The sequence below is a fragment of the Halomonas sp. HK25 genome (genome assembly GCF_047795635.1).
Lineage (GTDB): Bacteria > Pseudomonadota > Gammaproteobacteria > Pseudomonadales > Halomonadaceae > Halomonas.
Genome location: NZ_CP181044.1, coordinates 1,162,020 through 1,187,453, shown reverse-complemented (window position 1 = coordinate 1,187,453; position 25,434 = coordinate 1,162,020). Strand labels below are relative to the sequence as shown.

The window sequence follows — 25,434 nt, the reverse complement described above, 5'->3', positions numbered from 1 at the left end:
CTCCTACAAAACCAGCGGCCGGTTGAGCGCCCGCAGCAGGTCGCCGTCGCGCTCGTAGATATCCGGGCGGAACACCAGCTGGCCATCCTCGCCCGGATGCACCGTCCAGTAGTGCAGGATCACCGGCATGCGGCTGGCCAGCGGCACGTTGCGGGTCTGGCCACTGGCGGTCAGGGCCCGCACGTTCTGGTCCGATCCGGTGTCGTCGATCAGCAGCTGGGCGAATTCCAGCACCCCCTGAACGCGGATGCAGCCGGAGCTGAAGGCGCGCTGCTCCCTGGCGAAGAGCCCCTGGGCCGGGGTGTCGTGCAGGTAGACCAGGTGGTCGTTGGGGAAACGGATCACCACCTGTCCCAGGGCATTCTGAGGGCCGGGATCCTGGCGGATCATCACGTTGCCCGGGTTCCACCAGTCGACCTGTCGCGGGTCGAGACGCTGCCCCGAGGGGCTGAGTACCCGCATGTTCTGGCGCTGCAGGTAACCCAGGTCGCGGCGGATCGCCGGCAGCACGTCCTCGCGCAGGATGGTGGGGGGCACCGTCCAGGTGGGGTTGACGGTCATATGGGTGATCTCGGAGCGCAGCGACGGCGTGCGCCGATAGGGCTGACCCACCACGATCCGCGAACGCCAGATCTCGCCGCCGGGGCGAAAGTAGCTGAGCCGGTAGCCGGCGATATCCACCAGCACGAAGGCCTCCGGCAGTCCGTGCAGCAGCCAGCGGGCACGCTCCAGGTTGACGCGGATCTGATCGATGCGCGCCGTCACCGGTACGTTCAGGGCCTCGCGGGTCTGGGGGCCGACGATGCCATCCGCCTCCAGCAGGTGGCGACGCTGGAAGCGCCTCACCGCTGCCTCCAGAGGCGCATCGAAGTGCCGTGGGTCCGGGGTCTCGAGCTCGGCGCGCGGGAAGGCGCCAGGATCGGCGGCCATCACCTCGAGCTCGCCTTCCATGGCCAGCCGCTCACGAAGCCGAGCGACCGCATTATCCACGTCCCCTGGCCGCAGCACCTGCGGCTGCTCGGGAAACATCGGCCAGCCTCCCACCCGTTCGATGTTGCGGTAGCGGGCCAGGCCGCTACGCAGCCGCTCGTAGGGGGCATAGGCGGGGCGTGCCTCGCCGAAGGCCTGTTCGAAACGCTGGCCGTCCACGGCACGGGACATGGTGTCGAGATCGAACCGTGCCGGCTCCACCGGGACCTCCCACTGGGGATCGACCCGGCGCGGGTCAAGGCGCCCGCGCTGCAGGTGACGCAGGGCGGCCAGCAGCAGCGTCGAGGTCTGCAGATCGAAGCGTGCCTGCTCGGTCGGCGTGGCATTCGCCTCCTGGAGTCGACGATGCTCGGCGATCAGGCGGTCCGCCCGGTAGTCCTGCGGGTCAAGGCCATCGCTTTCCAGGGTCTCCAGGGCTTCGGCAAAGGCCGCCACCTGCTGGCGTTCCGCCCAGGCCGGGCGGTGATCGCGGGCCGCGTAGAAGCCGCGCAGCTCGCCCTCCCCCTCGGCCACCAAGCGGGCGATTTCCGCCTCCAGGTTGTCCTGCTGGGCTTCACGCAGCGCCTCAGCGCTGGCCGAGACGGATGCCATCAGCGCCACAATGGCGAGGATGGCGACAAATGACCGCATGTTCGGCTCCTTTTATCGTTGAAGGCTAAATTGGCTTTCCCTGGCTCTCTCCATAATAATCCCAGGTGCGGGGCCACAGGGAAGCAGGCCCCGCGTCACCTTGCTTGGCTTCTCGCCAGTCACCGACACTCAAGGTACCGTCTTCATGACCCGATCACTGCTTCCGCTCCCCCTGCTCGCCGGCTGCGCGCTGCTCGCTTCCGGTCAGGCTCTCGCCGATACCTTCCTCGCCCAGGCCCTGCATCCTGGCGTCCTCCACGGCCAGACCCTGGACCAGCGACTCAACCGCCTGGCCCCGGAGGCCGACCCTCAGGTCATGGCGCTGGCCGCCAATGCCCTGGCCTGTGCCGATCCGGACGCCGAGCGACTGGCGGTCATCGACTACTCGCTGCCCTCCACCGAGCCGCGCCTGTGGGTCTTCGACCTCAACCGCGACGAGCTGCTGTTCGAGGAGTTGGTCTCCCACGGCCGCGGCTCCGGCGACGCCATGGCCACCACCTTCTCGAATGTCCCGGAGAGCTACCAGTCGAGCCTGGGCCTGTTCAAGACCATGAACACCTACTACGGGCGCAACGGCTACTCGCTTCGTCTGGAAGGATTGGAAACCGGCATCAACGACCTGGCCTATCAGCGCGCCATCGTCATCCACGGCGCCGACTACGTGAGCGACAGCTTCATCGAGCAGACCGGCCGCCTGGGCCGCAGCCACGGCTGCCCGGCGGTGCGTCAGGACGTCACCTACCCGCTGATCGACAGCATCAAGGAAGAGCAGTACCTGTTCGTCTACTACCCGGATCAGGAGTGGCTCGAGGGCTCCGCCTACCTGGCCTGCGACCGAGACGGCGGCCAGCTGGCCATGCGCTGAGGGCAGCGCTGCGTTCCCCGCAGCAGGCACCAGGATCGGGCACGTCCGTGCCGCACTGCACCATCAGAATACCCATGATCCCACTGGACGAGGGCCGCCTGGCGAAGGCGGCCCTCTTTTTTGCTACCAAGCCAATGAAAAGACTTTAAAAACCTGTAAGTGGCAAATCACTTGCTTAACACAGGTCAAGACTTGGTGGACGTGGACCAGGCTCCGTGGAGCACGAGTGCGTCGAACCTGACCTTCAACGTCGAAGGGCTCGTTTGCTAACGCGACTAACTGATCCGCGAGGTACCGCCATGGACATTCTCAACAAGGCCAACAGGATCCGCCTGCTGGACTTCACCACCCCCCAGATGCGTGCGTTCCACTTCTCCTGGTTCGCCTTCCATATCTGCTTCTTCGGCTGGTTCGGCATCGCCCCCCTGATGGCGGTGGTCCGTGAAGATCTCTCCCTCACCCAGACCCAGATCGGCAACACCATCATCGCCTCGGTGGCCATCACCGTGATCGTGCGCCTGCTGATCGGCGTGCTCTGCGACCGCATCGGGCCACGCAAGGCCTACTCGGGTCTGCTGATCCTGGGCTCGATTCCGGTGATGAGTATCGGCTTCGCCAACAGTTTCGAGACCTTCCTGCTGGCACGCCTGGCCATCGGTGCCATCGGCGCCTCCTTCGTGATCACCCAGTACCACACCACCATGATGTTTGCCCCCAACGTGGTGGGCACCGCCAACGCCACCAGCGCCGGCTGGGGCAACCTGGGTGGCGGCACCACCCAGATCCTGATGCCGCTGATCTTCTCCGGCCTGCTGATGCTCGGCGTCAGCGAGACGCTTGGCTGGCGCCTGGCCATGGTAGTGCCCGGCATCGTGCTGTTCATTACCGGCATCTGCTATTACCGCTTTACCCAGGATGCGCCCAACGGCAACTTCGAGGACCTGCGCGGCCGGGGCGAGCTTCCCCAGGCCAACGGCGATAGTGGTGCCGGCCAGACGTTCCTGGCAGCCGCCAAGGATATCCGCGTCTGGGCCCTGTTCGTGGTCTATGCCATCTGCTTCGGCGTCGAGCTGACCATCAACAACATCGCCGCCATCTACTTCTTCGACCACTTCGACCTGACCCTTGCCACCGCGGGACTGATTGCCGGCCTGTTCGGCCTGATGAATATCTTTGCCCGTACCATGGGCGGCATCTTCTCCGACCTCTTCGCCCGGCAGGGGGGCCTGAAGGGCCGCGTGCGCTGGCTGTTCATCGCCCTGGTGTGCGAGGGGATCGCTCTGGTCGCCTTCTCGCAGATGCACGTGCTCTCCTATGCCATCGGCATCATGCTGGTCTTCAGCCTCTTCGTGCAGATGGCCGAGGGCGCGACCTATGGCGTGGTGCCCTTCATCAACAAGAAGGCGCTGGGCGCCGTGGCCGGGATCGTCGGTGCCGGCGGCAACGTGGGCGCGGTGGCCGCGGCCTTCCTGTTCCGCTCCGAGGCGATCACCTACCAGCAGGGGCTCTTCTACCTGGGCCTGACCGTGCTGGTGCTGGCCTCCTGCGCCCTGCTGGTCCGCTTCTCCCCGGAGACCGAAGCCGAGGAGGCCAAGGCCTACCAGGATGCCGTGGGCGAAGACACCGGCGCCGGCGCCCTGTCACTGCGCTGACACTAGATCTGAGCCCCAGAACCGCGCCCCGCCATCGGCACCCGATGGCGGGGCGCTCCCGTGTAGAGTCTCTCGATTAGCCTGGAAAGATAGCGCGTCACGCTCTGGCTGAGGCGGACCAGCCCATCAGGCCACTTGCGTATCAGGGGTCGGCTTGGCGCGCGTATGGGCCCGCTCCTCTTCGATCAGGGATTTGAGTTCCGGAATACAGCTACCGCACTGGGTGCCGCAGGCGAGCCGCGCACCCAGCGCCTCGACGCTGGTATCGCCCTCGCGAATGGCGGAAACAATCGCCTTCTGGCCCACCTGATGGCAGCTGCACACCGTGGGGCCGGTATCGGCGGCGCCATCGTCACAGCCGGCCAGCAGCCGGCTGCGATGCTGAGCGCTCAGCTCGGCCTCGCTGAAGCGCTGCTCGAGCCAGGCCAGGCCGGGCAGCTCGGTGGGGGGACCGACCATCGCCCACCAGCGCAGCTGCCCGTTCGTCACCGCCGCGGCACGCAGTCGTCCATCGCCGGCATCCTCGCACCACAGCGTCGCCGCCTCGGGCAGCCAGGCCGCCAGGCGCTCGAGCCAGTCGCACTCGGCCTGCACACCGGCCAGCTGCCAGCGCTGGCACCCCCGCATGGGAATGCGCGCCCAGTAGTCGCTCTCGCACCAGGGCGTGGCGTCGGTGAGCCCGTCGATGACCAGCAGCGTGGCCTCCCAGGTGGTGGCCAGGGGGGCCAGTGCCACGGCCCCATGCTTGGACTCGGGCTGGCCGGAGAGAGGGTCTGTATAGCCGGTGATCAAGGCCCCGCTGCGGGCCTGCCGGGTGAAGCGGTCGCTCCAGTGCATGGGCACGAACAGCTCGCCGCGCCGCTGGGCATTGGCCACGCGCACCCGGGCGCGATACTCACCGGCCTCGCCGGTGAGCACCGCCAGGCGCTGGTCGGTGACGCCGTATTCCACGGCATCGTCGGGATGTACCTCGATGAACGGCTCGGCGCGGTGATTCATCAGCCGCGGGGCCCGGGCGGTGCGGGTCATGGTGTGCCACTGGTCGCGAATGCGCCCGGTATTGAGGCGCAGCGGACGCGACGCACTGAGACGCTGCTCGGGAGCCCGCGGCCTGACCGGCACCAGCCGGGCCAGGCCGTCGTCGGTGGCGAAGCGGCCATCCTCGAACAGGCGCGCGGTGCCCCGGGGCGCCTGGCCGGTGACCGGCCACTGGATCGGCGCAAGCGCATCGTAGGCATCCCGGTCGAGTCCGGCCAGGCCGGAGATATCGAACAGTCGCTTGCCCGCCCCGGCGCTGGCGGCGGCGTTCTCGAAGCCGGAGAGCCGGGCATGCTCATCGAAGATCTCGCCGGGGTGGGCATAGGCGAAGGCCTCGCCATAGCCCAGCCGCCTGGCGACCTCGCAGATGATCCACCAGTCGTGGCGCGCCTCGCCCGGCGGCGGCAGCAAGCCGCGCTGGCGCGAGATGCAGCGCTCGGAGTTGGTCACGGTGCCGTCCTTCTCCGACCAGCTCGAGGCCGGCAGCACGATATCGGCGTAGTCGAGCAGGTCGGTGTCGGTGACGCACTCGGAGACGATCACCAGCGGGCACTGGGCCAGCGCCGCGCGCACTCGGGCCGCATCCGGCAGGCTCACCGCCGGGTTGGTGGCCATCACCCAGAGCGCCTGGACCTCGCCGCGCTCTATCGCGGTGAAGAGCTCAACGGCCTTATGGCCGGGGCCGCTCGGTAACGTCGGCGTCAAGGTCTCGGTGGCCCAGAAGCGGGTGACCCGGTCGATGGCACCTGGGGTGTGATAGTCCATATGGGCCGCCAGCTGGTTGGCCAGCCCACCCACCTCGCGCCCGCCCATGGCATTGGGCTGGCCGGTGATGGAAAACGGCCCGGCGCCGGGCAGGCCCAGCTTGCCGCCGGCCAGGTGGCAGTTGATGATGGCATTGCACTTGTCGGTGCCGCTGGAGGACTGGTTGACGCCCTGGGAGTAGAGCGTGACCACGTGCAACTGCGTGGCGAACCAGTAGTAGAAGGTCTCCAGGCGCTCCGGGTCCAGATCGCAGTCGGCGGCCACGGCCGCCACCGAGCCATCCTCTTCCCGGGCCGCGGCCAGGGTCTCTTCCAGCCCCTGGGTATGGCGCGCCAGGTAGACGGAATCGAGCTTTCCCCGGTCGGCCATCCAGTTCAGCAGGCCATTGAACAGGCGCGCGTCGCTGCCGGGCTCGAGGCCCAGATAGAGGTCGGCGATTTCACAGCTGTCGGTGACCCTGGGGTCGATCACCACCACGCGCATCAGCGGGTTACGGGTCTTGGCCACCTTGAGGCGCTGGTAGAGCACCGGATGGTTCCAGGCCAGGTTGGAGCCCACCAGCACCACCAGCTCGGCCTCTTCGAGATCCTCGTAGCAGCACGGCACCGCATCGGCGCCGAAGGCGCGCTTGTAGCCGGCCACCGCCGAGGCCATGCACAGCCGTGAGTTGGTATCCAGGTGTGGCGTACCGAGAAACCCCTTGAACAGCTTGTTGGCGACGTAATAGTCCTCGGTCAGCAGCTGACCGGAGAGGTAGGCCGCCACCGATTCGTCGCCCTGCTCACGCCGGGTCGCGGTCAGACGCTCGGCCACCGCGTTCAGTGCCGTCTCCCAGTCGACCTCGACGCCATCCACCCGCGGCCGGACCAGGCGGCCCTGCTGCCCCAGGGTCTCGTGGAGCGCCGAGCCCTTGACGCACAGGCGGCCGTAGTTGGCAGGGTGCTGACGATCGCCCTCCACGGCGCTCAGGGTCCCCTTCTCGAGCGTCGCGGTCACCCCACACCCCACCCCACAGTAGGGGCAGGTGGTCTTCGCCTGACGGCTCATCGGCGCAGAATCTTTGGCCTGATACATGGTGACTCCTCGTTTCTCCGCCGCCCGCTGCGAGAGGGCCCACAACGCAAAGACGCCCACTGTCGGCATCACGGGATGTCGACAGGGGACGTCATCGTCGTCGAAGGACCGGCGTTGGTCCTCGGCAGATTGTCTATGCTGTGGTGCTGACTATTCTCTGGTACTGAACCAAGCAAGGGCCATGCCAGTTCGATCTGATCCGGCCCTGCGGGCGAGCCGCTCGGGGGTCGCGGCATCGCGCCTGCCTCGCATCGGGACTCCACGGGTGGCCTCCGCCGCACCACGGCATTGCGCTCGGCCAGCGCCTTGCACCAGCATGATGCAGTGCAGCAGGCGGCAGGGCGTCGATCGATGCGCCCTCCTTCGCGGCGCCACGCGCCCAACGGCGGTGCATGGGCCCCTCACCCGCCCCGCGATGGAACGAAAATTGCAGGGCCAGGATACCTGCGCCTCAACCACTGCTAGACGAGCCCACACCATGCCCCCAGCGCTTGATGTTCTACTGGTCGATGATGAAGAGGTGCGCGCCGCCATGGTCGAGGAAGCCCTCACCCGAGAGGGCCACCGGGTGATCTGCCACCTCAGGAGTCCCGCCAGCCTCAATGACATGGTGGCGCGGCATCAGCCAGATGTGGTGATCATCGACATGGAATCGCCGGACCGCGACACCCTCGACAGCATGGCCCAACTCAATCGCGAGAACCCGCGCCCGGTGGTGTTCTTCGCCGACCAGCACGACCCCGACACCATGCAGTCGGCGCTCAAGGCCGGCGTCAGCGCCTATGTGGTCGACGGCCTGGTCCAGGGGCGGGTCAAGCCGATCATCGAGGTCGCCATCGCCCGCTTCGAGGCGTTTCAGGCGATGCGCCAGGAGCTGGATCGCACCCGTACCCAACTCACCGGACGCAAGCGCATCGAGCGCGCCAAGGGGCTGCTGATGCGCCACCAGAGCTGTGACGAGGAGCAGGCCTACCAAATGCTGCGCAAGCTGGCCATGGACCGTGGTCAGCGCATCGCCGAGGTCGCCACGAGCGTCATCGACATCCTCGAACGTCTGGAGAAGGGCCTATGAACTCGCTGCCTCCGGCCGAGCTGCCGCGCCTGCAGCTGGGTTTTATCCCGCTGCTCGATTGCGTCCTGCTGGTGGTCGCCCGCGAGCGCGGCCTGTTCGCCGACCAGGGCCTGGAGGTGACGCTGTCGCGCCAGAACGCCTGGTCGACGCTGCGCGACAAGGTCGCCGCCGGGCTGCTCGACGGCGCCCATATGCTGGCGCCCATGCCCCTGGCCATGAGTCTCGGGCTGGACCGCGCGCCCTGCGACACCCTGGCACCGATCACCCTGAGTCGAAACGGCAACGCCATCGTGCTCTCCCGGGAGCTGGCCGATGCCTGCACGGCACGGCTGGGCGATGACCCGGCCACCAGCGCCAGGGCCTTGGCCGGCTACCTGCCGGGCGCCAGCCGGGCGCCGCGCCTGGCGATGGTCTACCCCCACTCCTGCCAGCACTATCAGCTGCGCCACTGGCTGAGCCTGGGCGGCATCGATCCCGAGCGGGCCGTCGAGCTGGAGGCCTTGCCACCGCCGCGCATGGTCGACGCCCTGCAGCAGGGCAGGATCGACGGCTTCTGTGTCGGCGAACCCTGGGGCAGTCTCGCCGAGCACCGCCAGGTCGGCCGTATCGTCGCCAGCGGCGCCCAGCTGTGGCCGGAACAGCCGGAGAAGGTGCTCGGGGTGACCCGCTCCTGGGCGCGGCACTATCCGGCGACCCTGGCCAGGCTGATACGCGCGCTGGTGGCGGCCAGCGACTGGCTGGCCGAATCGCCGGCCCACCGCCGGCAGGCGCGCGACTGGCTGGCCCTACCGCCCTACCTCGACCGCTCGGTGGAGCATCTCGAGACCCTGCCCCTCGATGCTCCCCCGCTGCAGCAGCGTCTCTGCGGCCGTGACGTGCTGCGTCCCGATCCGGCGTTCGCCGAGGGGCTCGCCGAACGGCTCGACCAGCCACTGCGCGACCGGGGACAGCGCCTCGACCTCGCCACCCTACGCGAGTGTTACAGCCCCGTGCATTTCGATCGCGCCCTGCACCACTGACGTGCAACCGGCCCCACCCCGGGGCCGGCCTCTCCTCTGAACGACCTATCCAGCCAACTGAAAAACAAATAAAAAGTTGATATTCACCCCAGTTGGCAAGCAGCTTGCTTCACTCAGGTTGATACCCATTTCGGCGGCAACGCGGTCGCCCGACGGTCAATGGCGACCGTCACCACCAGACAACGACGTCTTGGCGTCCTGCCCAGCAGGACGCCAGGGCGTTTTTTTTTGGCCGCTTGCTTCCCGGCACGTCATCGAGGAGTCGACCGACATGACACTATCTTCCGCGCTCCGCGCCACCACGACCTCCGCCCCCACGCCCCAGGACCGGGTGCTGATCATCGGCAACGGCATGGCCGGCCAGCGGCTGGTCGAGGCGCTGCTGGCACAGCCCACACCCCCCTCGTGCATCACCGTGATCGGTGCCGAGCGGGTACCGGCCTACAACCGCATCCTGCTCTCGCCCCTGCTGGCCGGCGAGCTGGACCACGCCGCCCTGACCCTGCGCGACGCCGACTGGTACGCCGAGCAGGGTGTCGAGCTGATTCTCGATGATCGCGTCGAGCGCATCGAGCGCCAGGCGCGCCGGGTGATCACCGCGAGCGGTCGCAGCCTGGCCTACGACCGCCTGGTGCTGGCCACCGGCTCGCGCCCGGCGCGGCCGCCGGTGCCCGGCATCGATCTCAACGGCGTGCACGGCTTCCGCGACCTGGACGATGCCGCCGCACTCACGAGCTGCGCCGAACGCGGCGGCAACGCCGTGGTCATCGGCGGCGGCCTGCTGGGTATCGAAGCCGCCGAAGGACTGCGCAAACGCGGCATGCGGGTCAGCGTGCTGCAGCGCGATGCACACCTGATGAACCGTCAGCTCGATGCCACCGCCGCCAGCCTGCTCGAAAACGAACTGGCCGAGCGCGGGCTGGACGTCATCACCGGCGCCCACCTCGCCGCCCTCGAGGACGACGGCCACGGCCAGGTCGCCGCCGTGTGCCTCGAGGATGGTCGCCGCCTGCCCGCCGACTGCGTGGTGGTGGCCGCGGGCATCACCCCCAACGCCGAACTGGGACGCGACGCCGGGCTCGACAGCGACCGCGCCATCCGGGTCGACGCCGCCCTCACCACCAGCGACCCGTCGATTCACGCCCTCGGCGAGTGCTGCCAGTTCGAGCACCACACCTACGGCCTGGTCGAGCCAATCTGGCGCCAGGTCGAGGTACTCGCCGCCCACCTCGCCGGTGAAGCGGTCAGCGGCTACGTGGAGCTGCCCAGCGCCACCAAGCTCAAGGTGAGTGGCGTATCGCTCTTCGCCTTCGGTCCCATTGATCCCGCCCCGGAGCACGACGTGCTGAGCTACCACGACCCCGAGCACGGCGACTACCGTCGCCTGCTGCTGCGCGATGGCCGCCTCGAGGGCGCCGTGCTCTACGGCGACACCCGCCTCGGCCCCTGGGCCTTCGAACACGCCCTGGCCGGCAGCGACCTCAGCGCCTGCCGCCAGGCCCTGCTCTTCGGCCCGGCCGATGTCCAGGCGCTGCTCGACGCAGCCGCCGAGGACGCCGACCGCGCCACCGACTCCGCTCATCTGGAACGCCCCGTCGAGGAGGCCGCATGAACACCCCCGCATCCCCCAAGCAACACTTGATTGTCATCGGCAACGGCATGGTCGGCCACCACCTGGTCGAGCAGCTGGTCGAGCGCGGCGCCACCGAGCGCTATCGGATCACGGTGTTCGGCGAGGAGCGCCACCTGGCCTATGACCGGGTCCATCTCTCCGAGTACTTCAGCGGTCGCGACGCCGCGTCGCTGGCCCTCTCCACCGCCGACTACTACGCCGAGCACGGCATCACCCTGCGCCTCGATGAGGCGGTCACTGCCATCGACCGCGACGCGAGCGAGGTGGTCACCCCGGACGGCCGCCTCCCCTACGACCGCCTGGTGCTGGCCACCGGCTCCTTCCCCTTCGTGCCGCCGATTCCCGGCAACGACCGCGCGGGCTGCCTGGTCTATCGAACCCTGGACGACCTCGATGCCATTCGCGCCGCGGCCGACAATGCCGCCACCGGCGTGGTGGTGGGCGGCGGGCTGCTCGGCCTGGAGGCGGCCAACGCCCTGCGTGGCCTGAACCTCGACACCGCCGTGGTCGAGTTCGCCCCGCGGCTGATGCCGATGCAGGTGGATAGCGAAGGCGGTGACCTGCTGCGCGAGAAGATCGAGACCCTCGGCGTGCAGGTGCATACCGAGCGCGCCACCCAGCGTATCGAGGACGGCATCGACGCGGCGCATCGCATGGTGTTCCAGGACGGCAAGGTGCTCGAGGCCGACCTGATCGTCTTCTCCGCCGGCATCCGCCCGCGGGACGAGCTGGCTCGGGACTGCGCCCTGGAGATCGGCGAACGGGGCGGCGTGGTGATCGACGACCGCTGCCTGACCAGCGACCCGGCGATCCTTGCCGTGGGTGAGGTGGCGCTGTGGAATCAGAGCATCTTCGGCCTGGTGGCGCCCGGCTACCAGATGGCCCGCGCCGCCGCCGACACCCTGATGGCCGACCGCCTCGACCGCGCCCCGGAGACCTTCCGCGGCGCCGACATGAGCACCAAGCTCAAGCTGCTCGGCGTCGACGTCGGCGCCATCGGCGACGCCCACGGCGACCGCACCCCCGGTGCGCGCATGTTCCGCTATCTGGACCCGCTCAAGCAGCAGTACCGCAAGCTGGTGGTCTCCAGCGACGGCAGGCGGCTGGTGGGCGCCATGCTGGTGGGCGACAACAGCGTCTACGACACCCTGATGCAGTACTACGCCAACCGCCTCGAGCTGCCCGAGGACCCGGCCGCGCTGATCCTGCCCCAGGCCGGGGCCGCCCCGGCGCTGGGCCCGGACGCCCTGCCCGACACCGCCATGATCTGCTCCTGCCACAACGTCACCAAGGGCGACGTCTGCGCTACCCTCGACGGCGGCGCCGTGGACCTCGGCGCGGTGAAGGGCGAGACCCGTGCCAGCACCGGCTGCGGCGGCTGCACGGCGCTGCTCAAGACCCTGGTGGATCACGAGCTCGAGGTCCGTGGCGTCGAGGTCGACAAGTCGATCTGCGAGCACTTCGCGCATACCCGCCAGGGGCTCTACGACATCGTGCGTGTCGAGGGCATCAAGACCTTCAGCGAACTGATGGAAAAACACGGCTCTCCACAAACCCATGGCCTGGGCTGCGATATCTGCAAGCCGGCGGTGGCCTCGATCCTCGCTTCCTGTTTCAACGAGCCGATCACCGATGCCGCCCATATCCCGCTGCAGGATACCAACGACACCTTCATGGCCAATATGCAGAAGAACGGTACCTACTCGGTGGTGCCGCGCATCGCCGGCGGCGAGATCACCCCTGACAAGCTGGTGGTGCTGGGCCAGGTGGCGCAGAAATACGGCCTCTACACCAAGGTCACCGGCGGCCAGCGCATCGACCTGTTTGGCGCCCGCCTCGAGGACCTGCCTGATATCTGGGGCGAGCTGATCGACGCCGGTTTCGAGACCGGCCACGCCTACGGCAAGTCGCTGCGCACCGTGAAGTCCTGCGTCGGCAGCACCTGGTGCCGCTACGGCGTGGATGACAGCGTGGGCATGGCGATCCGCCTGGAGCATCGCTACAAGGGCCTGCGCGCCCCCCACAAGATCAAGTTCGGCGTCTCGGGCTGTACCCGGGAATGCGCCGAGGCCCAGAGCAAGGACATCGGCGTGATCGCCACCGAGAACGGCTGGAACCTCTACGTCTGCGGCAACGGCGGCATGCGCCCGCGCCACGCCGAGCTGTTCGCTACCGACCTGGACGATGCGCAGCTGATCCAGACCATCGACCGCGTGCTGATGTTCTATATCCGGACCGCCGACCGTCTGCAGCGCACCTCGGTGTGGCGCGAGAACCTGGAAGGCGGCCTGGACTACCTCAAGGCCGTGGTGCTCGAGGACAGCCTGGGGATAGGCGAGGAGCTGGAGCGTCAGATGCAGACCGTGATCGACAACTACCAGTGCGAATGGGCCAATGCCATCGAGGACCCGGAGAAGCTCAAGCGCTTCCGCAGCTTCGTCAACGACAGCCGCCCCGATCCGGACATCATCATGACCAGCGAGCGCGGCCAACTGCGCCCCGCCTGAAGGAGACCTTCCCATGACTATCGCCACTGCAGCAGCCAACACCATGACACAGACCTGGCAAGCCCTCTGCACCCGCACCGACCTGGTGTCCTACTCCGGTGTCGCCGCCTGGCTCGAGACCGCTGAGGGGCCCACCCAGGTGGCTATCTTCTACGTTCCTGGCCAGTCGCAGGAGCTCTATGCCCTCGACCACCGCGATCCCTTCTCCGGTGCCAACGTCATCGCCAGGGGCATCGTCGGCGATATCAAGGGCGAGCCGGTGGTCGCTTCGCCACTCTACAAGCAGCACTTCCGCCTCGCCGACGGCCAGTGCCTGGAACAGCAGGATGTCCAACTGCGTACCTGGCGCGCCGTCTTCCAGGGCGAGGAGGTATGGATCGAAGCCTGAAACCGGCGCTGGCCGCCCTTGGTCGAAATCTCTATGCTGTCGGTGATGCAATGCAGCACAACGGAACCGTCATGGAGGCAAGCCGATGAGCGAGACCAAACGGATCGACCTGGCCCTGCAGGGGGGCGGCTCACATGGTGCCTTCACCTGGGGCGTGATGGACCGCCTGCTGGAGGATCCCCGCATCGAGATCGAGGGGATCAGCGGTACCAGCGCCGGGGCCATGAACGGCGTGGTGATGGCCGACGCCCTGACCCGCGGTGACCGCGACACCGCCCGCCAGGCGCTGCACGACTTCTGGGAAGCGGTCAGCCGCGCCGGCAAGTCCAGCCCCATCCAGCGCACCCCGCTGGACAAGCTCACCGGCAACTGGAGCCTCGACCACTCGCCGGGCTATATCGCCATGGACATGATGAGCCGACTGGTCTCCCCCTACCAGTTCAACCCCTTCAACCTCAATCCGCTGCGCGACATCCTCAACGCGCGGGTCGACTTCGAGCGAGTGCGATGCTGCCCTGACCTCAAGTTGTTCGTCACCGCCACCAACGTGCGCAGCGGTAAGCAGCGAATTTTCACTCGCGAGGAGATGAGCGTGGACGCGGTGATGGCCTCGGCCTGCCTGCCCACGGTCTTCCAGGCCGTGGAGATCGACGGCGAGGCCTACTGGGACGGCGGCTACATGGGCAACCCCTCGCTGATGCCGCTGATGGAGCACTGCGGCTCCCGGGACATCGTGGTCGTGCAGATCAACCCCATCTACCGCGAGGAGCTCCCCACCAGCGCCGCGGCGATCATGAACCGCCTCAACGAGATCACCTTCAACGCTTCGCTGATCAAGGAGGTGCGCATGATCGCCATGCTGCAGCGCCTGCTCGGCGACCACGGCGTGGACATCGGCTGCTACGCCGGCACCCTCTTTCACCGCATCGCCGGGGACGAGACCCTGGGCAAGCTCTCGGTTTCCAGCAAGATGAACTCCGAGTGGCCCTTCCTCAGCCATCTGCGCGACGAGGGTCGGCGCACCGCCGAAGGATGGCTGGCCGAGAATTTCGAGGATTTGGGCAGCCGCTCCACCCTGGACGTGGAGAGCGTGTACCGGGATACGGAATAACTCGCCGGCTGCGTTGACGCTTCGCGAGGCGCTCGCCTTGCCGTCTTACATCGAGCCGTACCATGCTCAGGACACGGTGGCAAGCACGGCCGCCACCGGACCAGGGCCCACCGACACAGGAGGAACACCATCGCGGTACGACACCGTCGGCGGCTGTCACCTTCCTGACATCGCGCGCTGACAATGTCGACATCGGGACGTCACAAACGACGTCCGCTCGCGACAATCAGGAGAGCTGCGCCGATGGTACGCATCGACAAGAAGGCCACCCGCCTCTATGTACTGGACACCAACGTCCTGCTGCACGACCCCGCCTCCCTCTACCAGTTCGACGAGCACGAAGTGGTCATCCCCATGACCGTGCTCGAGGAGCTGGACAAGCACAAGAACGGCGTCCGCGAGATCGCCCGCACCGCCCGCCAGATCAGCCGTACCCTGTCCGATCTCACCGCCGATGTAGGTCTCGAGCAGATCCGCGACGGCATTCCCATCCCGCGCCTGATCGGCCCCGAAGGGCGCCTTCGCCTGCTCTGCTACACCGACCTGAAGCCGCTGGAGCCACTCGAGGAGAGCCCCGACAACCGCATCCTGGCCGAGACCTGCCGGCTGCGCCAGGAGCGCCCGGACGCCTCGGTGATCCTGATCACCAAGGACATCAACCTGCGGGTCAAGGCCGCCGCCCTGGGCGTGCCGGTGGAGGACTACCTCAACGACCGCGCCTTCGACGACAGTGACGCCATGCTGGAGGGGGTGCGGGTCTACCCGGATGCCGGCAGCGAGCTATGGAACGGCCTGGCACTCGACGTCAAGGTGGAGCGCGAGGCGCAGCGGGTGATCTACCACCTCGACGGCGAGATCCCCACCGAGTGGCACCCGGGCATGCTGGTGGCGGATGGCGATATTGATGCCGGCTTCGAGGCCATCGTGCGCGAGGTGAGCGGCCAGCGCGCCCGCCTCGAGCTGCTCGCCAACTACCGCCACGGCGCCAGCGTCTGGGGTGTGCACTCCAGTGACTGCCGGCAGAACTTCGCGCTCAACCTGCTGATGGATGACGACATCGATCTGGTCACCATCGCCGGCAGCGCCGGCACCGGCAAGACCTTCATGACCCTGGCCGCCGCCTTCCAACAGACCCTGGACACCAAGCGCTTCGAGCGTATCGTCTTCACCCGGGCGCCGATCTCCATGAGCGAGGACATCGGTTTCCTGCCCGGCACCGAGGAGGAGAAGATGTCGCCCTGGATGGGCGCCTTCCACGACAACATGGACAACCTGCTGCGCAACGAGGACGGGGAATCCAGCTGGAACAGCGGCGCAACCCGCCAGCTGCTCGGCGCCCGGGTGCAGATCCGCGCCCCGGGCTTTATGCGCGGGCGCACCCTCAATGACACCTTCCTGATCATCGACGAGGCCCAGAACTTCACCCCCAAGCAGCTCAAATCGCTGATCACCCGGGCCGGGCGCAACACCAAGATCGTCTGCCTGGGCAACGTCGGCCAGATCGACACGCCGTATCTGACCGCCAACACCTGCGGCATGGCGGCGCTGGTGCAGCGCTTCCGCGACTGGCCCCACGCCGGCCACATCACCCTGAAGAGCGTCGAGCGCTCGCGCCTGGCCCTGGCCGGCGAGGAGCTGCTCTGACACGCCCCCTCCCGCTGAGCCACGACACTCCACCGGAGGCCCGCGAGGGCCTCAGGCGGCGCTGAACAACAGCACCAGGGCGAGCCCCACGGCGACAGCCATCATCAGCACCGAAGCGTGGCGGCGCAGCCACGCTTCACTCTCTCCCAGCGCATCCAGCGCCGCGGTTCCTGCCTCCTCCCGGGCGACCCACCAGGCCACCCAGGCCGCCTTCGCCGCGGCCAGTCGCATCAGCCAAGGCCAGGTGGCCACCCACAGTCGACCCAGGCCACTCGCCAGCGGCCACCACAGATCCCCCGCCGGCAGACGCCGCCAGGCCCTCCACAGCGGCCAGCGGTGCATCAGCCAGCCGACCAGCAGGGCCAGGGCCGCCCCCAACAAGGCCGGCCACCAGAGGCCGAACAGCTCTGCTGGGGGCGGCACCGCCGGACGCATGCCCAGCATCGGCAGCCACAGCGGCAGCGTCAGGGCGCTGACCACCAGCAGCAGCCAGGCCAGCGGCATGGGGGCTGCAAGCGGCACCAGGCCGTCCCGACGCGCCTGCCACTCGCCCTGCCACTGGCACCACAGGGTGCGCGCCATCAGCAGCGTGGTGCCCACCGCCGCCAGGGAGAGCCAGGTCACCAGCGTCGAGTGGCCGCCCTCATAGAGCGCCGCCTTGAAGGCCCACTTGGTCGCAAGCCCCGAGCCCATCACGCCGGCCAGCGACAGCGCAGGCAGCATCAGCAGCAGGGCCAGCACCCAGGCAGGCATCCGCGGCGGGTGCTCGCCGATGCCCACGCCGAGAAACAGCGCCCCCTTGGTCAGGCCATGGTGGGCAGCAAACAGCACCACCACCGGCGCCAGGGCCGGCCACAGCGCCGGCGCCAAGAGCCCGGTTCCTACCAGCGCCGCGAGCATGCCCAGCTGGCTGATGCTGGAGTAGGCCAGCACCGCCTTGGGGTGGCGCTGGCAGACACCCAGCAGTGCCGCGCCGATGGCACCCACCAAACCAACGAACACCATGGCGCGACCCAGCCCGGTGAAGGCATCCGCCGCAGCGGTCTCCCCCAGCGGCAGGGTTGCCATCCAACCCACCACCCCGGCCTTGACCATGGCGCCGCTGAGTACGGCGCTCGCCGGCGTAGGTGCCACCGGGTGCGCCAGCGGCAGCCACAGGTGCAGACCCGCCACGCCGGCCTTGACCCCGAAGCCGAGCCACAGCAGCAGCCCGATCCAGGCGCCGTGCTCGAGGTTGACGAGCCCCTCGCGAAACTCGCCCAGGGTCAGCGCCCCCAGGCTGCCGGCGCCCCACAGCAGGCCAGCCAGGATCAGCCCCTCGCCGAGCACCGCCATGATCAGGTAGGCGCGCCCACCGATCAGGGCATCGCGAGTACCGGAATGGATCACCAGGCCGTAGGCGGCGAAGGTCATCACCGCAAAGCCCAGATAGAAGCTGGCGATGTCCTCGGCCACCAGCAGCAGCAGGTTGCCGGAGAGCGTCAGCGGCCAGAGCACGGAGAAGCGCGCCAACCGCGCCGCCGACGCGCCGTTGCCGGCATTGGCTCGCTCACGCTCTCCCGCCAGGTAGCCCCGGGCGTACCAGCCGGACAACAGCCACAGCAGCGCAGTGAATGCCAGCAGCACCCGGCGCGGCTCGTCCAGCACCCAGACGCCGCCCAGCAGCCAGGCCGACAGCGCCAGGCTGCCATCGCCCCCCAGCAGCACCAGCGCCAGGGCCGGTAGCGGCGCCGTGGCCCACAGCGTATCTAGGGGGAAACGCACCTCGCCACGCGCGGCCAGCGCCGACATCAGCGGCTCGCGCAGCACCAGCACCAGCGGCCAGAGCAGCGCGGCGATCATCAACACCACGAAGCTCACCTGGCTCATGGCAGATACTCCAGGTTGGCCACCCGGGTCGCCCACTCAAGCGGGCTGTAGGGCATGCCCGCCAGCAGCCCCGCCATCACGCTGAACAGGGCCGTGGCCAGCGCCGGCAGCAGCAGCCAGTTGCTGGTCTCGAAGCGACCGAGATGGCGCTCCTCGGGCCACACTCCCACGCCATGGTCGGGGCCGGGGCAGAACCACAACCGGTAGAGGATCGGCAGGAAATAGGCGGCGTTGAGCAGGCTGCTGGCGACCAGTACGGCGATCACCCAGGGCATGTCCGCCTGTACCGCCCCGGTGCCCAGATACCACTTGCTGAGGAAGCCCACCAGAGGGGGCAGCCCGATCATGCCCAGTGCCCCCACGCTGAAGGCCAGGCTGGTGAGCGGCATGCGCCGCCCCGCCCCGTCGAGCTCGTCGATGCGGTGGATGCCGAGCTCCTCGGCGTAGTTGCCGGCACAGAAGAACAGGGTGACCTTCATCAGGCCCTGATGCAGCAGATGGGAGAGCGCGGCGATGGTGCCGAGCGGCCCGAACAACCCGATGCCCAGCACGATGTAGCTCACCTGGCTGACCGTGGAGAAGGCCAGCCGCGGCTTGAGTTCCACCTGGGCCAGGGCGCGCAGCGAGGCATAGAGGATGGTGACGCTGGCGATCACGGCGAGCCCCGTGAGCAACCCCAGCGCCTGGCTGAGTTCGGCGCCGTAGACGTCATAGACCAGGCGCACGATGCCGAAGGCCCCGGCCTTGACCACCGCCACCGCATGCAGCAGGGCGCTGACCGGCGCTGGTGCCACCATGGCCCGGGGCAGCCAGCCGTGCAGTGGCACCAACCCCGCCTTGACCCCGAACCCGACGATCAGCACCCAGAAGATGGCGATCAGCATCCCGCGCTGCTCCGGGCCGAACTCGGCGAGGATCTCCCGCTGGCCGAAGCGGATATCGCCGGCCAGGGCGTGCAGCGCCACCATGCCGACCATCAGCACCAGCCCCGCGGTGAGGGTGAAGCGCAGATAGAGGGTGGCCGCGGCCAGCGCCTTGGGGGTGCCCCGATGGGCCACCAGCGGATAGGTGGAAAGCGTCAGCAGCTCGTAGAAGATCAGAAAGGTAAAGAGGTTGCCCGCCAGGCTGATGCCCAGGGTGCTGGCCACGCAAAGGCTGAAGAAGCCGAAGAAGCGGCGCCGGTTGGGGGAGTCCTCCAGATACCCGATGGCATAGATGGTGGTGAACAGCCACAGCAGCGAGGAGAGCCCGGCAAACATGATGCCCAGCGGATCGGCGCGCAGCACGAAGGCCAGCCCCTCCAGCACCGGAAACTCCACGGCGTAGGACTTGCCCTGGCTGAGCCCGCGCACCATCCAGGCCACCAGGGCGATCTTGAGCACCGCGGCAGCCAGGTTGATCCCGGTGCGGGCCCGAAAGGCGCCCTCCGGCAACAGGAAGATGATCGCTGCCGCCGCGAGCGAGGTGGCCAGGGTGGCGACCGGGAAGAAGGCGGCGCTCATGGCACCCCTCCCTGGCGCAGCAGCGACAGCGGCCACTCCGCCACCAGGCCCAGGCCCACGGCAGCCAGTGCCAGCAGCAGCGGCACCAGGTCCATGCCAGGTGGCAGGGGGTGGAAGTCACGGCGCGGCGCCTCCTCCACGAAGGAGCAGCGCAGCACCCGGAACACATAGGCGGCGGTCAGCAGGGTGCCGAGCACCAGCACCGCGACCCAGGTCCACTGGCCCGACTGGAGAGAGGCCTGCAGCAGCAGCCACTTGGCGGTGAACCCGGCGCTGGGCGGCAGCCCCATCAGGGTCACCGCGGCAACCCCGAAGGTCATCAGCGACAGCGGCAGCCGGCGGCTGGTACCGGCCAGGTCGACCAGGCGGCTGGCACCAGTGGAGAGCATCAGGTTGCCGGCGGCCATGAACATCGCCGCCTTGGCCAGGGCGTGGCCGGCCAGCTGCAGCCAGGTGGCCTGCCAGGCCAGGGCGGCCACCGACGCCGCGGTGCCGGCCAGCAGCGGAAAGAGCAGCATCAGGTAACCGAGCTGGCCCACCGTGGACCAGGCCACCACCTGCTTGAGTGAATCGGCCCGCCACGCCTTGAGCCCGCCCCACAGCACCGCCGCCGCACCCAGCAGCCCCAGCGCCGAGGCCGCCGCCACGGCGTCGGGCAGCAGCAGTTGCCACAGGGTGATCAGGATGAAGAAGGAGGCCTTGACCACCAGGGCACCGTGCACGGCGCTGACCGGGGTCCAGGCGCTGGCGTGGACCGGCGCCAGCCAGCCATGCAGCGGGAAGATCGCCGCCTTGAGCAGCAGCCCACCGGCCAGCAGCGCCATACCGATGCGGGTAGTGGCATCGGGCTCGGCCACCGACGCCAGGCCGGCCAGCTCCAGGGTGCCCCAGGCGCCCAGCAGCAGCGCCACCCCCAGCAGCCAGGCCAGGGAGCCCACCAGGGCATAGAGCAGGTAGCGCAGCCCGGCGCGGATCGCCTCGGCCTTGCCGGGCAGCAGCATCATGCCCACCGCGCACAGGCCCATCAGCTCCAGACCTGCGTAGAGCAGCAACAGGTCGGCGGCCACCCAGATCAGCCCCAGAGCGAACGCCAGCCCGCCCAGCAGCGGCCAGAAGCGCTGATGAAAGGCCTCGGCGGGCAGCGCCGCACGGCGATGCCCCACGGCGTAGGCGGCACTGGCCAACAACACCAGCTGGGTCAGCAGCAACAGCAGGGCCGCCAGGGCGTCAAGCCGCCAGTGCAGCGAGAGACCGCCCAACGCCAGGCTGCCGTGCAGCGTACCCTCAGCCGCATGGGGTAGCAGCCAGAGCGTCACCAGCGGCAGCGCCCCGGCGGCCAGCACCACCCCGCGCATATGGCGCGGCGGTCTCAGCCAGGCCAGCAAACCCAGCGGCAGGGGTGCTATCAACGTCAGCCACAGCATCAGGTTCGCGGCTGAATTCATTGGCCGGCCTCGGGCTCGAGGGTCACGCTGCCCTCCAGGGCATGCAGGCGGCGCAGCAGCAGCACGCCCAGCACCGAGCCGACCAGCGCCACCGCAAGCCCCACCAGAATCAGCCCCTGGACCTCCGGGCCGGGGCCGGCGAGCCCGGCCAGCAGCAGGAAGACCCCGGAGCCCAGCACGTTGAACGCCAGCAGTCGGCGCAGCAGGTGGCGATGGTGAGCGAAGGCCCACAGCCCGAGCGCCATCACCAGCAGGCCGGAGAGTACCAGGGACACTATGTCCCCCCCGTGAAGCCCGCCTGCATGCAGGGTCAGCCGCTCGGTAGCGAGCAGCCCTACCAGCGCCAGGGCGGTGAGGGTCAGCCAGGCCGTGGCAGCGAGCCAGCGCGCCGGCGCGTCGCCGCCACGGCGCACCGTGGCGTCCCGCGGCGGCAGGCGCGGCACGTCTCCTGCCCGGCCCAGTCCATGCAGCAGGGCGGCACCGGTGAGCAGCGCACCCAGCAGCGCCTCGGCGCCGGCCAGCCAGGGGGTGCCCAGCCGCCACCAGGTGAACGACATCACCAGGGCGAAGACGATGAACGATAGGCAGGCGCGGCGCAGATGAGGATCAAGCAGACAGAGAAGCGCCAGTAGAATCAGGGCGATGGAAGTCATGAACCAGATCCTGACCATGTCGCAGCGCGATTGCCAGGCCGCGCCCTCACGCTGGGTCAGCGTCGTTGAAGACCGAAGATACGCTGCTGGACCCGCAGATGCGGTTGCGCCCCTCATGCTTGGCCCGGTAGAGGGCTCGGTCGGCGTCGCCCAGGGCGCCCTCCAGGCTGCCTCCCGGCGTCAGGGTCGTCAGTCCCAGGCTGACCGTGAAGCGCAGCGTGGCATCCTCCACCTCCAGTTCGATGGCGCCCACCGCCTCGCGCAGGCGATCCAGGATGGTCAATGCCTCATCGGGGGTGGTATCCACCAGCAACACCGCGAACTCCTCACCGCCGATGCGGGCGAAGAGGTCATAGGGGCGCAGGCACTCCTTGCAGGTGGCCGCGAAGGCCTGCAGGGCGAGATCGCCGGCCGCATGGCCATGAGTATCGTTGAGAGCCTTGAAATGGTCGATGTCGAGCATCGCCAGCAGCAAGGGCTCTTCATGTCGCAGGGCCCGGGCCTGGACCGCCCCCCCCTGCTCGAAGAAGGCGCGGCGGTTCAGCGCCCCCGTGAGCATGTCGGTGACGACCAGCCGGCGGACCTTGAACTCCTCGTCCTTGCGCTCGGTGACATCGATCAGCAGGCCGTCCCACAGGATGCAGCCGTCGCGGCGTCGCTGAGGCCTGGCACGGGCCTCCACCCAGCGCAGGCCGTCCGACAGGTCGAGGCGAATCTCCAGCTGGCAGGCCTCCAGGCTCACCGCCGACTGCGCCAGGGCCATCTCGAGCTGCCGGCGATCCTCCTGGATGATCAGGTCAAGCAGTCGTTCGGCATCCTCCATGACTTGCTCCGGCGTCAGCCCCGTCAGTGTCACGAGCCCTTCGCTGGCGTAGAGCAGCTCCAGGCGCCCGGCCACGTCCTGACGCAGGCGAAACATCGTCCCGGGCAGGCGCGAGACAGTATCACCGAGCCTGGCCAGCAGCTGGCGGTCATGGAGTTCCCGCTCGCGCATGCCGGTGACGTCATACTGGATCACCAGTAGCCTCAGCGGGCTGGCCGGCCGCTCATTCAAGGGCTGGATCATGGTGGTATGGTGGCGCAGGGCACCATCGGCGCGCCGGCAGAGCACCACCCCCTGCCAGGGCTGGCGGCTGGCTCGGCAGTATTCCAGGGCGCGGGCGAAGCCGCCATGCAGGGGGTCGGCATCCAGCGTCACCGCCCGGCGGCCGAGGAGCTGGTCGGGAGAGTGGCCGGCATGCCGCTCGAAGTCGGGATTGACCTGCAGCACCACCCCGTGCTCGTCGAGCAGCATGACCGCTCCCGGGTAACGCGACAGCAGCAATTCACCGAGGCCGGGAGCGGCACGCTCCTCTCCGGCCCACCAGCGATGCCATGCCTGCCTGACTCTCTCCATGCTCAAGCCTCGACACTCCCTGCGTCCAGCGAAAGGGCCTCTCCGGACCCGAGCTCCACCCTAACCCAGAATGCGTCGTTGGGCACCCGTGCGAATCACCAGAGCCGCTCCGGCACACTTGCCGGCTTACAGCCCGAGTTTGTCCGCCACGTAGTCGGCGTCCTTGTCACCGCGCCCGGAGAGATTGACCAGGATATGCTGGTCGGCAGGCAGCGTCGGCGCCTCGCGCATGGCCCAGGCCACCGCATGGGCGCTCTCCAGCGCCGGGATGATGCCCTCGACCCGGGAGAGGGTCAGGAAGGCATCCAGGCACTCGTCGTCGCTGGCGCTCTGGTAGTCGACCCGGCCCAGCTCCTTGAGGTAGCTGTGCTGGGGCCCCACGCCCGGGTAGTCGAGTCCGGAAGCGATGGAGTGCACCGGCATGGGGTTGCCGGCGTCATCCTCCAGCACATAGCAGGCCATGCCGTGGATCTCGCCGGGCTTGCCCAGTGTCAGGGTGGCGGAGTGGCGCTGGGTGTCGAGGCCCTCGCCGGCCGGCTCCACGCCGACCAGATGCACCGAGTCGTCGTCGAGGAAGGCCGTGAACATGCCGATGGCGTTGGAGCCGCCGCCCACGCAGGCGGTGACGTGGTCGGGCAGGCGGCCATGGCGGGCCAGAAACTGCTCGCGGGACTCGCGGCCGATGATCGACTGGAAGTCGCGCACCATCTTCGGGAAGGGGTGAGGCCCCACCACCGAGCCGATGGCATAGATGAAGTGCTGCGGGTCCTTGAGGTACTCCTCGAAGGCGCTGTCCACGGCATCCTTGAGGGTCGCCGTGCCGCGGGTGACCGGCACCAGCGTGCAGCCGAGGATCTTCATCTTGGTGACGTTGGGATGCTCCTTCTCGATATCCACCTGGCCCATGTGGATCTCGCAGGGAATGCCCACCAGCGCGCAGGCGGTGGCCAGGGCCACGCCGTGCTGGCCGGCGCCGGTCTCGGCGATCACCTTGGTCTTGCCCATGAACTTGGCCAGCAGCGCCTCGCCCAGGCAGTGGTTGATCTTGTGGGCGCCGGTGTGATTGAGGTCCTCGCGCTTGAGGTGGATCTGGGCGCCGCCCAACTTCTCCGAGAGCCGCCGAGCGTGGAAGATCGGACTGGGCCGACCCACGTAGTCGGCGAGCAGGCTGGCCAGCTCCTGCCGAAAGTCCTCGCGAACGCGAATCTCCTCGTAGGCGGCGTCGATCTCGTCCATCACCGTCTTGAGCTCGGGCGGGATCAGCTGGCCGCCGAAGCGACCGAAGTAGCCCTGGGCATCGGGGAGATTGGCGAAGGGGGAAGTGCTCATGGTGTCTGTCCTTGAGGCATGCCGAAATATCATCGGATCAGTTTGCCCAGCCGCCCCGAGACTGTCGAGGCGACCTTGGACGAGCGGGCGCGGATCGTGAGGGCTCAACGCGCCAGGCGCTGGCTCAGCCAGTGGCCGATATCCGCGACCTGCTGGGGACAGACCGCATGGGCCATGGGGTACTGACGATAGTGGGCCGGATAGCCCAGCGACTTGACCCGCTCGAAGCCCGCACGACCCAGCGCCTCGGGCACCACCGGATCGAAGCTGCCGTGGTGCACCTCGACGGGCAGCTCGCGATTGGCCTCGGCAAGCGCAATGCGCTCGGCGGTAGCGAAGTAGGTGGAGAGCGCCAGCAGCCCGCCTAGCGGCTTATCGAAGGAGAGTGCGGCCTGGTAGGCCACCGCCCCACCCTGGGAGAAACCGGCCAGGATGATGCGACGGCTGTCGATGCCGTGGTCGATCTGCTCGCGCACCAGGCCCTGGATGCGTTGCGCCGAGGCCATCAGCTGGGGCTCGTCGACGCGGCGGTCCAGGCTCATCTCGAGGATGTCATACCAGGCGGGCATTACCATGCCGCCGTTGATGGTCACCGGCAGACGCGGTGCATGGGGCATGATAAAGCGCACGCTGGCGTCCGCCGGCAGCGAAAGCGCCGGCACCAGCGGCTCGAAGTCGCTACCGTCGGCGCCCAGGCCGTGAAGGATGAAGACACAGGCATCGGCGGGCTTTGCGCCCTTCGGATCGATGATCAGCTCACCGGGTTGGCTCATGGGATGGGGTTCCGTTGGTCGAGGAAATCAGACTCGACACCCTACCGCAAAGCCCCGGCGGCGGCGAGACACGCAGCAA

General features: G+C 68.4%; 18 protein-coding genes. 9 read left to right on the top strand and 9 right to left on the bottom strand.

The annotated features are described in order from the left end of the window. Positions 1-3: 3 nt before the first annotated feature. Positions 4-1,620 carry a L,D-transpeptidase family protein gene (locus ACM26W_RS05800; RefSeq protein ID WP_416139891.1) on the bottom strand — a complete coding sequence of 539 codons (1,617 nt, stop codon included), beginning with the start codon at positions 1,618-1,620 and terminating at the stop codon, positions 4-6. 145 nt (positions 1,621-1,765) lie between these two features. On the opposite strand from ACM26W_RS05800, the gene ACM26W_RS05795 reads away from it, so the two are divergent. Beyond that, on the top strand, positions 1,766-2,485 hold the full coding sequence (locus ACM26W_RS05795) for a murein L,D-transpeptidase catalytic domain family protein (RefSeq protein ID WP_416139890.1): 720 nt from the start codon (positions 1,766-1,768) through the stop codon (positions 2,483-2,485). A gap of 299 nt (positions 2,486-2,784) precedes the next feature. Next, complete coding sequence (locus ACM26W_RS05790; RefSeq protein WP_416139889.1) at positions 2,785-4,137, top strand: MFS transporter; 1,353 nt, start codon at positions 2,785-2,787, stop codon at positions 4,135-4,137. A 126-nt stretch (positions 4,138-4,263) separates the two neighbouring features. Here the strand turns inward: ACM26W_RS05790 and ACM26W_RS05785 are convergent, their stop codons facing one another. Next, positions 4,264-7,014, bottom strand: coding sequence for a molybdopterin-dependent oxidoreductase (locus ACM26W_RS05785; RefSeq protein ID WP_416139888.1), 2,751 nt, complete (start codon positions 7,012-7,014; stop codon positions 4,264-4,266). A gap of 478 nt (positions 7,015-7,492) precedes the next feature. Here ACM26W_RS05785 and ACM26W_RS05780 point away from each other — a divergent pair, with 478 nt between their 5' ends. The 7 genes from ACM26W_RS05780 (at position 7,493) to ACM26W_RS05750 (ending at position 16,388) form a co-directional block, all read left to right on the top strand. Next, complete coding sequence (locus tag ACM26W_RS05780; protein ID WP_416139887.1) at positions 7,493-8,086, top strand: ANTAR domain-containing response regulator; 594 nt, start codon at positions 7,493-7,495, stop codon at positions 8,084-8,086. Beyond that, on the top strand, positions 8,083-9,105 hold the full coding sequence (locus ACM26W_RS05775; RefSeq protein WP_416139886.1) for a CmpA/NrtA family ABC transporter substrate-binding protein: 1,023 nt from the start codon (positions 8,083-8,085) through the stop codon (positions 9,103-9,105). The genes ACM26W_RS05780 and ACM26W_RS05775 overlap by 4 nt, the downstream gene beginning before the upstream one ends. A 271-nt stretch (positions 9,106-9,376) precedes the next feature. Continuing rightward, positions 9,377-10,717: an NAD(P)/FAD-dependent oxidoreductase gene (locus ACM26W_RS05770; protein ID WP_416139885.1), complete on the top strand. Its 1,341-nt coding sequence runs from the start codon at positions 9,377-9,379 to the stop codon at positions 10,715-10,717. Continuing rightward, a complete protein-coding gene (gene nirB, locus ACM26W_RS05765) occupies positions 10,714-13,245 on the top strand; it encodes a nitrite reductase large subunit NirB (protein ID WP_416139884.1) in 2,532 nt (843 codons plus the stop codon). The genes ACM26W_RS05770 and nirB overlap by 4 nt, the downstream gene beginning before the upstream one ends. Before the next feature lie 13 nt (positions 13,246-13,258). Beyond that, positions 13,259-13,633, top strand: a complete 375-nt coding sequence (gene nirD, locus ACM26W_RS05760) for a nitrite reductase small subunit NirD (protein ID WP_416139883.1) — start codon at positions 13,259-13,261, stop codon at positions 13,631-13,633. An 85-nt stretch (positions 13,634-13,718) separates the two neighbouring features. Further along, positions 13,719-14,744 (top strand): patatin-like phospholipase family protein, encoded by a 1,026-nt coding sequence (locus ACM26W_RS05755; RefSeq protein ID WP_416139882.1) that lies wholly within the window; start codon positions 13,719-13,721, stop codon positions 14,742-14,744. 243 nt (positions 14,745-14,987) lie between these two features. Further along, positions 14,988-16,388 (top strand): PhoH family protein, encoded by a 1,401-nt coding sequence (locus ACM26W_RS05750; protein ID WP_416139881.1) that lies wholly within the window; start codon positions 14,988-14,990, stop codon positions 16,386-16,388. Positions 16,389-16,439: 51 nt separating this feature from the next. Here the strand turns inward: ACM26W_RS05750 and ACM26W_RS05745 are convergent, their stop codons facing one another. The 7 genes from ACM26W_RS05745 to ACM26W_RS05715 all read right to left on the bottom strand — a co-directional run bounded on the left by ACM26W_RS05745 (position 16,440) and on the right by ACM26W_RS05715 (position 25,355). Then, positions 16,440-18,257, bottom strand: coding sequence for a complex I subunit 5 family protein (locus ACM26W_RS05745; RefSeq protein ID WP_416139880.1), 1,818 nt, complete (start codon positions 18,255-18,257; stop codon positions 16,440-16,442). Beyond that, positions 18,254-19,759 (bottom strand): complex I subunit 5 family protein, encoded by a 1,506-nt coding sequence (locus ACM26W_RS05740; protein ID WP_416139879.1) that lies wholly within the window; start codon positions 19,757-19,759, stop codon positions 18,254-18,256. The genes ACM26W_RS05745 and ACM26W_RS05740 overlap by 4 nt, the downstream gene beginning before the upstream one ends. Next, positions 19,756-21,204 carry a complex I subunit 5 family protein gene (locus ACM26W_RS05735; RefSeq protein WP_416139878.1) on the bottom strand — a complete coding sequence of 483 codons (1,449 nt, stop codon included), beginning with the start codon at positions 21,202-21,204 and terminating at the stop codon, positions 19,756-19,758. The genes ACM26W_RS05740 and ACM26W_RS05735 overlap by 4 nt, the downstream gene beginning before the upstream one ends. After that, positions 21,201-21,857, bottom strand: coding sequence for a hypothetical protein (locus ACM26W_RS05730; RefSeq protein WP_416139877.1), 657 nt, complete (start codon positions 21,855-21,857; stop codon positions 21,201-21,203). Before ACM26W_RS05730 ends, ACM26W_RS05735 begins: the two co-directional genes overlap by 4 nt. A 46-nt stretch (positions 21,858-21,903) precedes the next feature. Further along, positions 21,904-23,253 carry a diguanylate cyclase gene (locus tag ACM26W_RS05725; RefSeq protein ID WP_416140823.1) on the bottom strand — a complete coding sequence of 450 codons (1,350 nt, stop codon included), beginning with the start codon at positions 23,251-23,253 and terminating at the stop codon, positions 21,904-21,906. A gap of 126 nt (positions 23,254-23,379) precedes the next feature. Next, positions 23,380-24,582: a tryptophan synthase subunit beta gene (trpB, locus tag ACM26W_RS05720; protein ID WP_416139876.1), complete on the bottom strand. Its 1,203-nt coding sequence runs from the start codon at positions 24,580-24,582 to the stop codon at positions 23,380-23,382. A 104-nt stretch (positions 24,583-24,686) separates the two neighbouring features. Beyond that, positions 24,687-25,355 carry an alpha/beta hydrolase gene (locus ACM26W_RS05715; protein WP_416139875.1) on the bottom strand — a complete coding sequence of 223 codons (669 nt, stop codon included), beginning with the start codon at positions 25,353-25,355 and terminating at the stop codon, positions 24,687-24,689. Positions 25,356-25,434 lie beyond the last annotated feature (79 nt).

Coding starts and splice junctions, on each gene's coding strand:
- ACM26W_RS05725 (WP_416140823.1), bottom strand. CDS start 23,253: ATGGAGAGAGTCAGGCAGGCATGGCATCGCTGGTGGGCCGGAGAGGAG.
- ACM26W_RS05745 (WP_416139880.1), bottom strand. CDS start 18,257: ATGAGCCAGGTGAGCTTCGTGGTGTTGATGATCGCCGCGCTGCTCTGG.
- ACM26W_RS05735 (WP_416139878.1), bottom strand. CDS start 21,204: ATGAATTCAGCCGCGAACCTGATGCTGTGGCTGACGTTGATAGCACCC.
- ACM26W_RS05730 (WP_416139877.1), bottom strand. CDS start 21,857: ATGACTTCCATCGCCCTGATTCTACTGGCGCTTCTCTGTCTGCTTGAT.
- ACM26W_RS05800 (WP_416139891.1), bottom strand. CDS start 1,620: ATGCGGTCATTTGTCGCCATCCTCGCCATTGTGGCGCTGATGGCATCC.
- ACM26W_RS05750 (WP_416139881.1), top strand. CDS start 14,988: ATGGTACGCATCGACAAGAAGGCCACCCGCCTCTATGTACTGGACACC.
- ACM26W_RS05770 (WP_416139885.1), top strand. CDS start 9,377: ATGACACTATCTTCCGCGCTCCGCGCCACCACGACCTCCGCCCCCACG.
- ACM26W_RS05740 (WP_416139879.1), bottom strand. CDS start 19,759: ATGAGCGCCGCCTTCTTCCCGGTCGCCACCCTGGCCACCTCGCTCGCG.
- ACM26W_RS05755 (WP_416139882.1), top strand. CDS start 13,719: ATGAGCGAGACCAAACGGATCGACCTGGCCCTGCAGGGGGGCGGCTCA.
- trpB (WP_416139876.1), bottom strand. CDS start 24,582: ATGAGCACTTCCCCCTTCGCCAATCTCCCCGATGCCCAGGGCTACTTC.
- ACM26W_RS05780 (WP_416139887.1), top strand. CDS start 7,493: ATGCCCCCAGCGCTTGATGTTCTACTGGTCGATGATGAAGAGGTGCGC.
- ACM26W_RS05795 (WP_416139890.1), top strand. CDS start 1,766: ATGACCCGATCACTGCTTCCGCTCCCCCTGCTCGCCGGCTGCGCGCTG.
- nirB (WP_416139884.1), top strand. CDS start 10,714: ATGAACACCCCCGCATCCCCCAAGCAACACTTGATTGTCATCGGCAAC.
- ACM26W_RS05785 (WP_416139888.1), bottom strand. CDS start 7,014: ATGTATCAGGCCAAAGATTCTGCGCCGATGAGCCGTCAGGCGAAGACC.
- ACM26W_RS05715 (WP_416139875.1), bottom strand. CDS start 25,355: ATGAGCCAACCCGGTGAGCTGATCATCGATCCGAAGGGCGCAAAGCCC.
- nirD (WP_416139883.1), top strand. CDS start 13,259: ATGACTATCGCCACTGCAGCAGCCAACACCATGACACAGACCTGGCAA.
- ACM26W_RS05790 (WP_416139889.1), top strand. CDS start 2,785: ATGGACATTCTCAACAAGGCCAACAGGATCCGCCTGCTGGACTTCACC.
- ACM26W_RS05775 (WP_416139886.1), top strand. CDS start 8,083: ATGAACTCGCTGCCTCCGGCCGAGCTGCCGCGCCTGCAGCTGGGTTTT.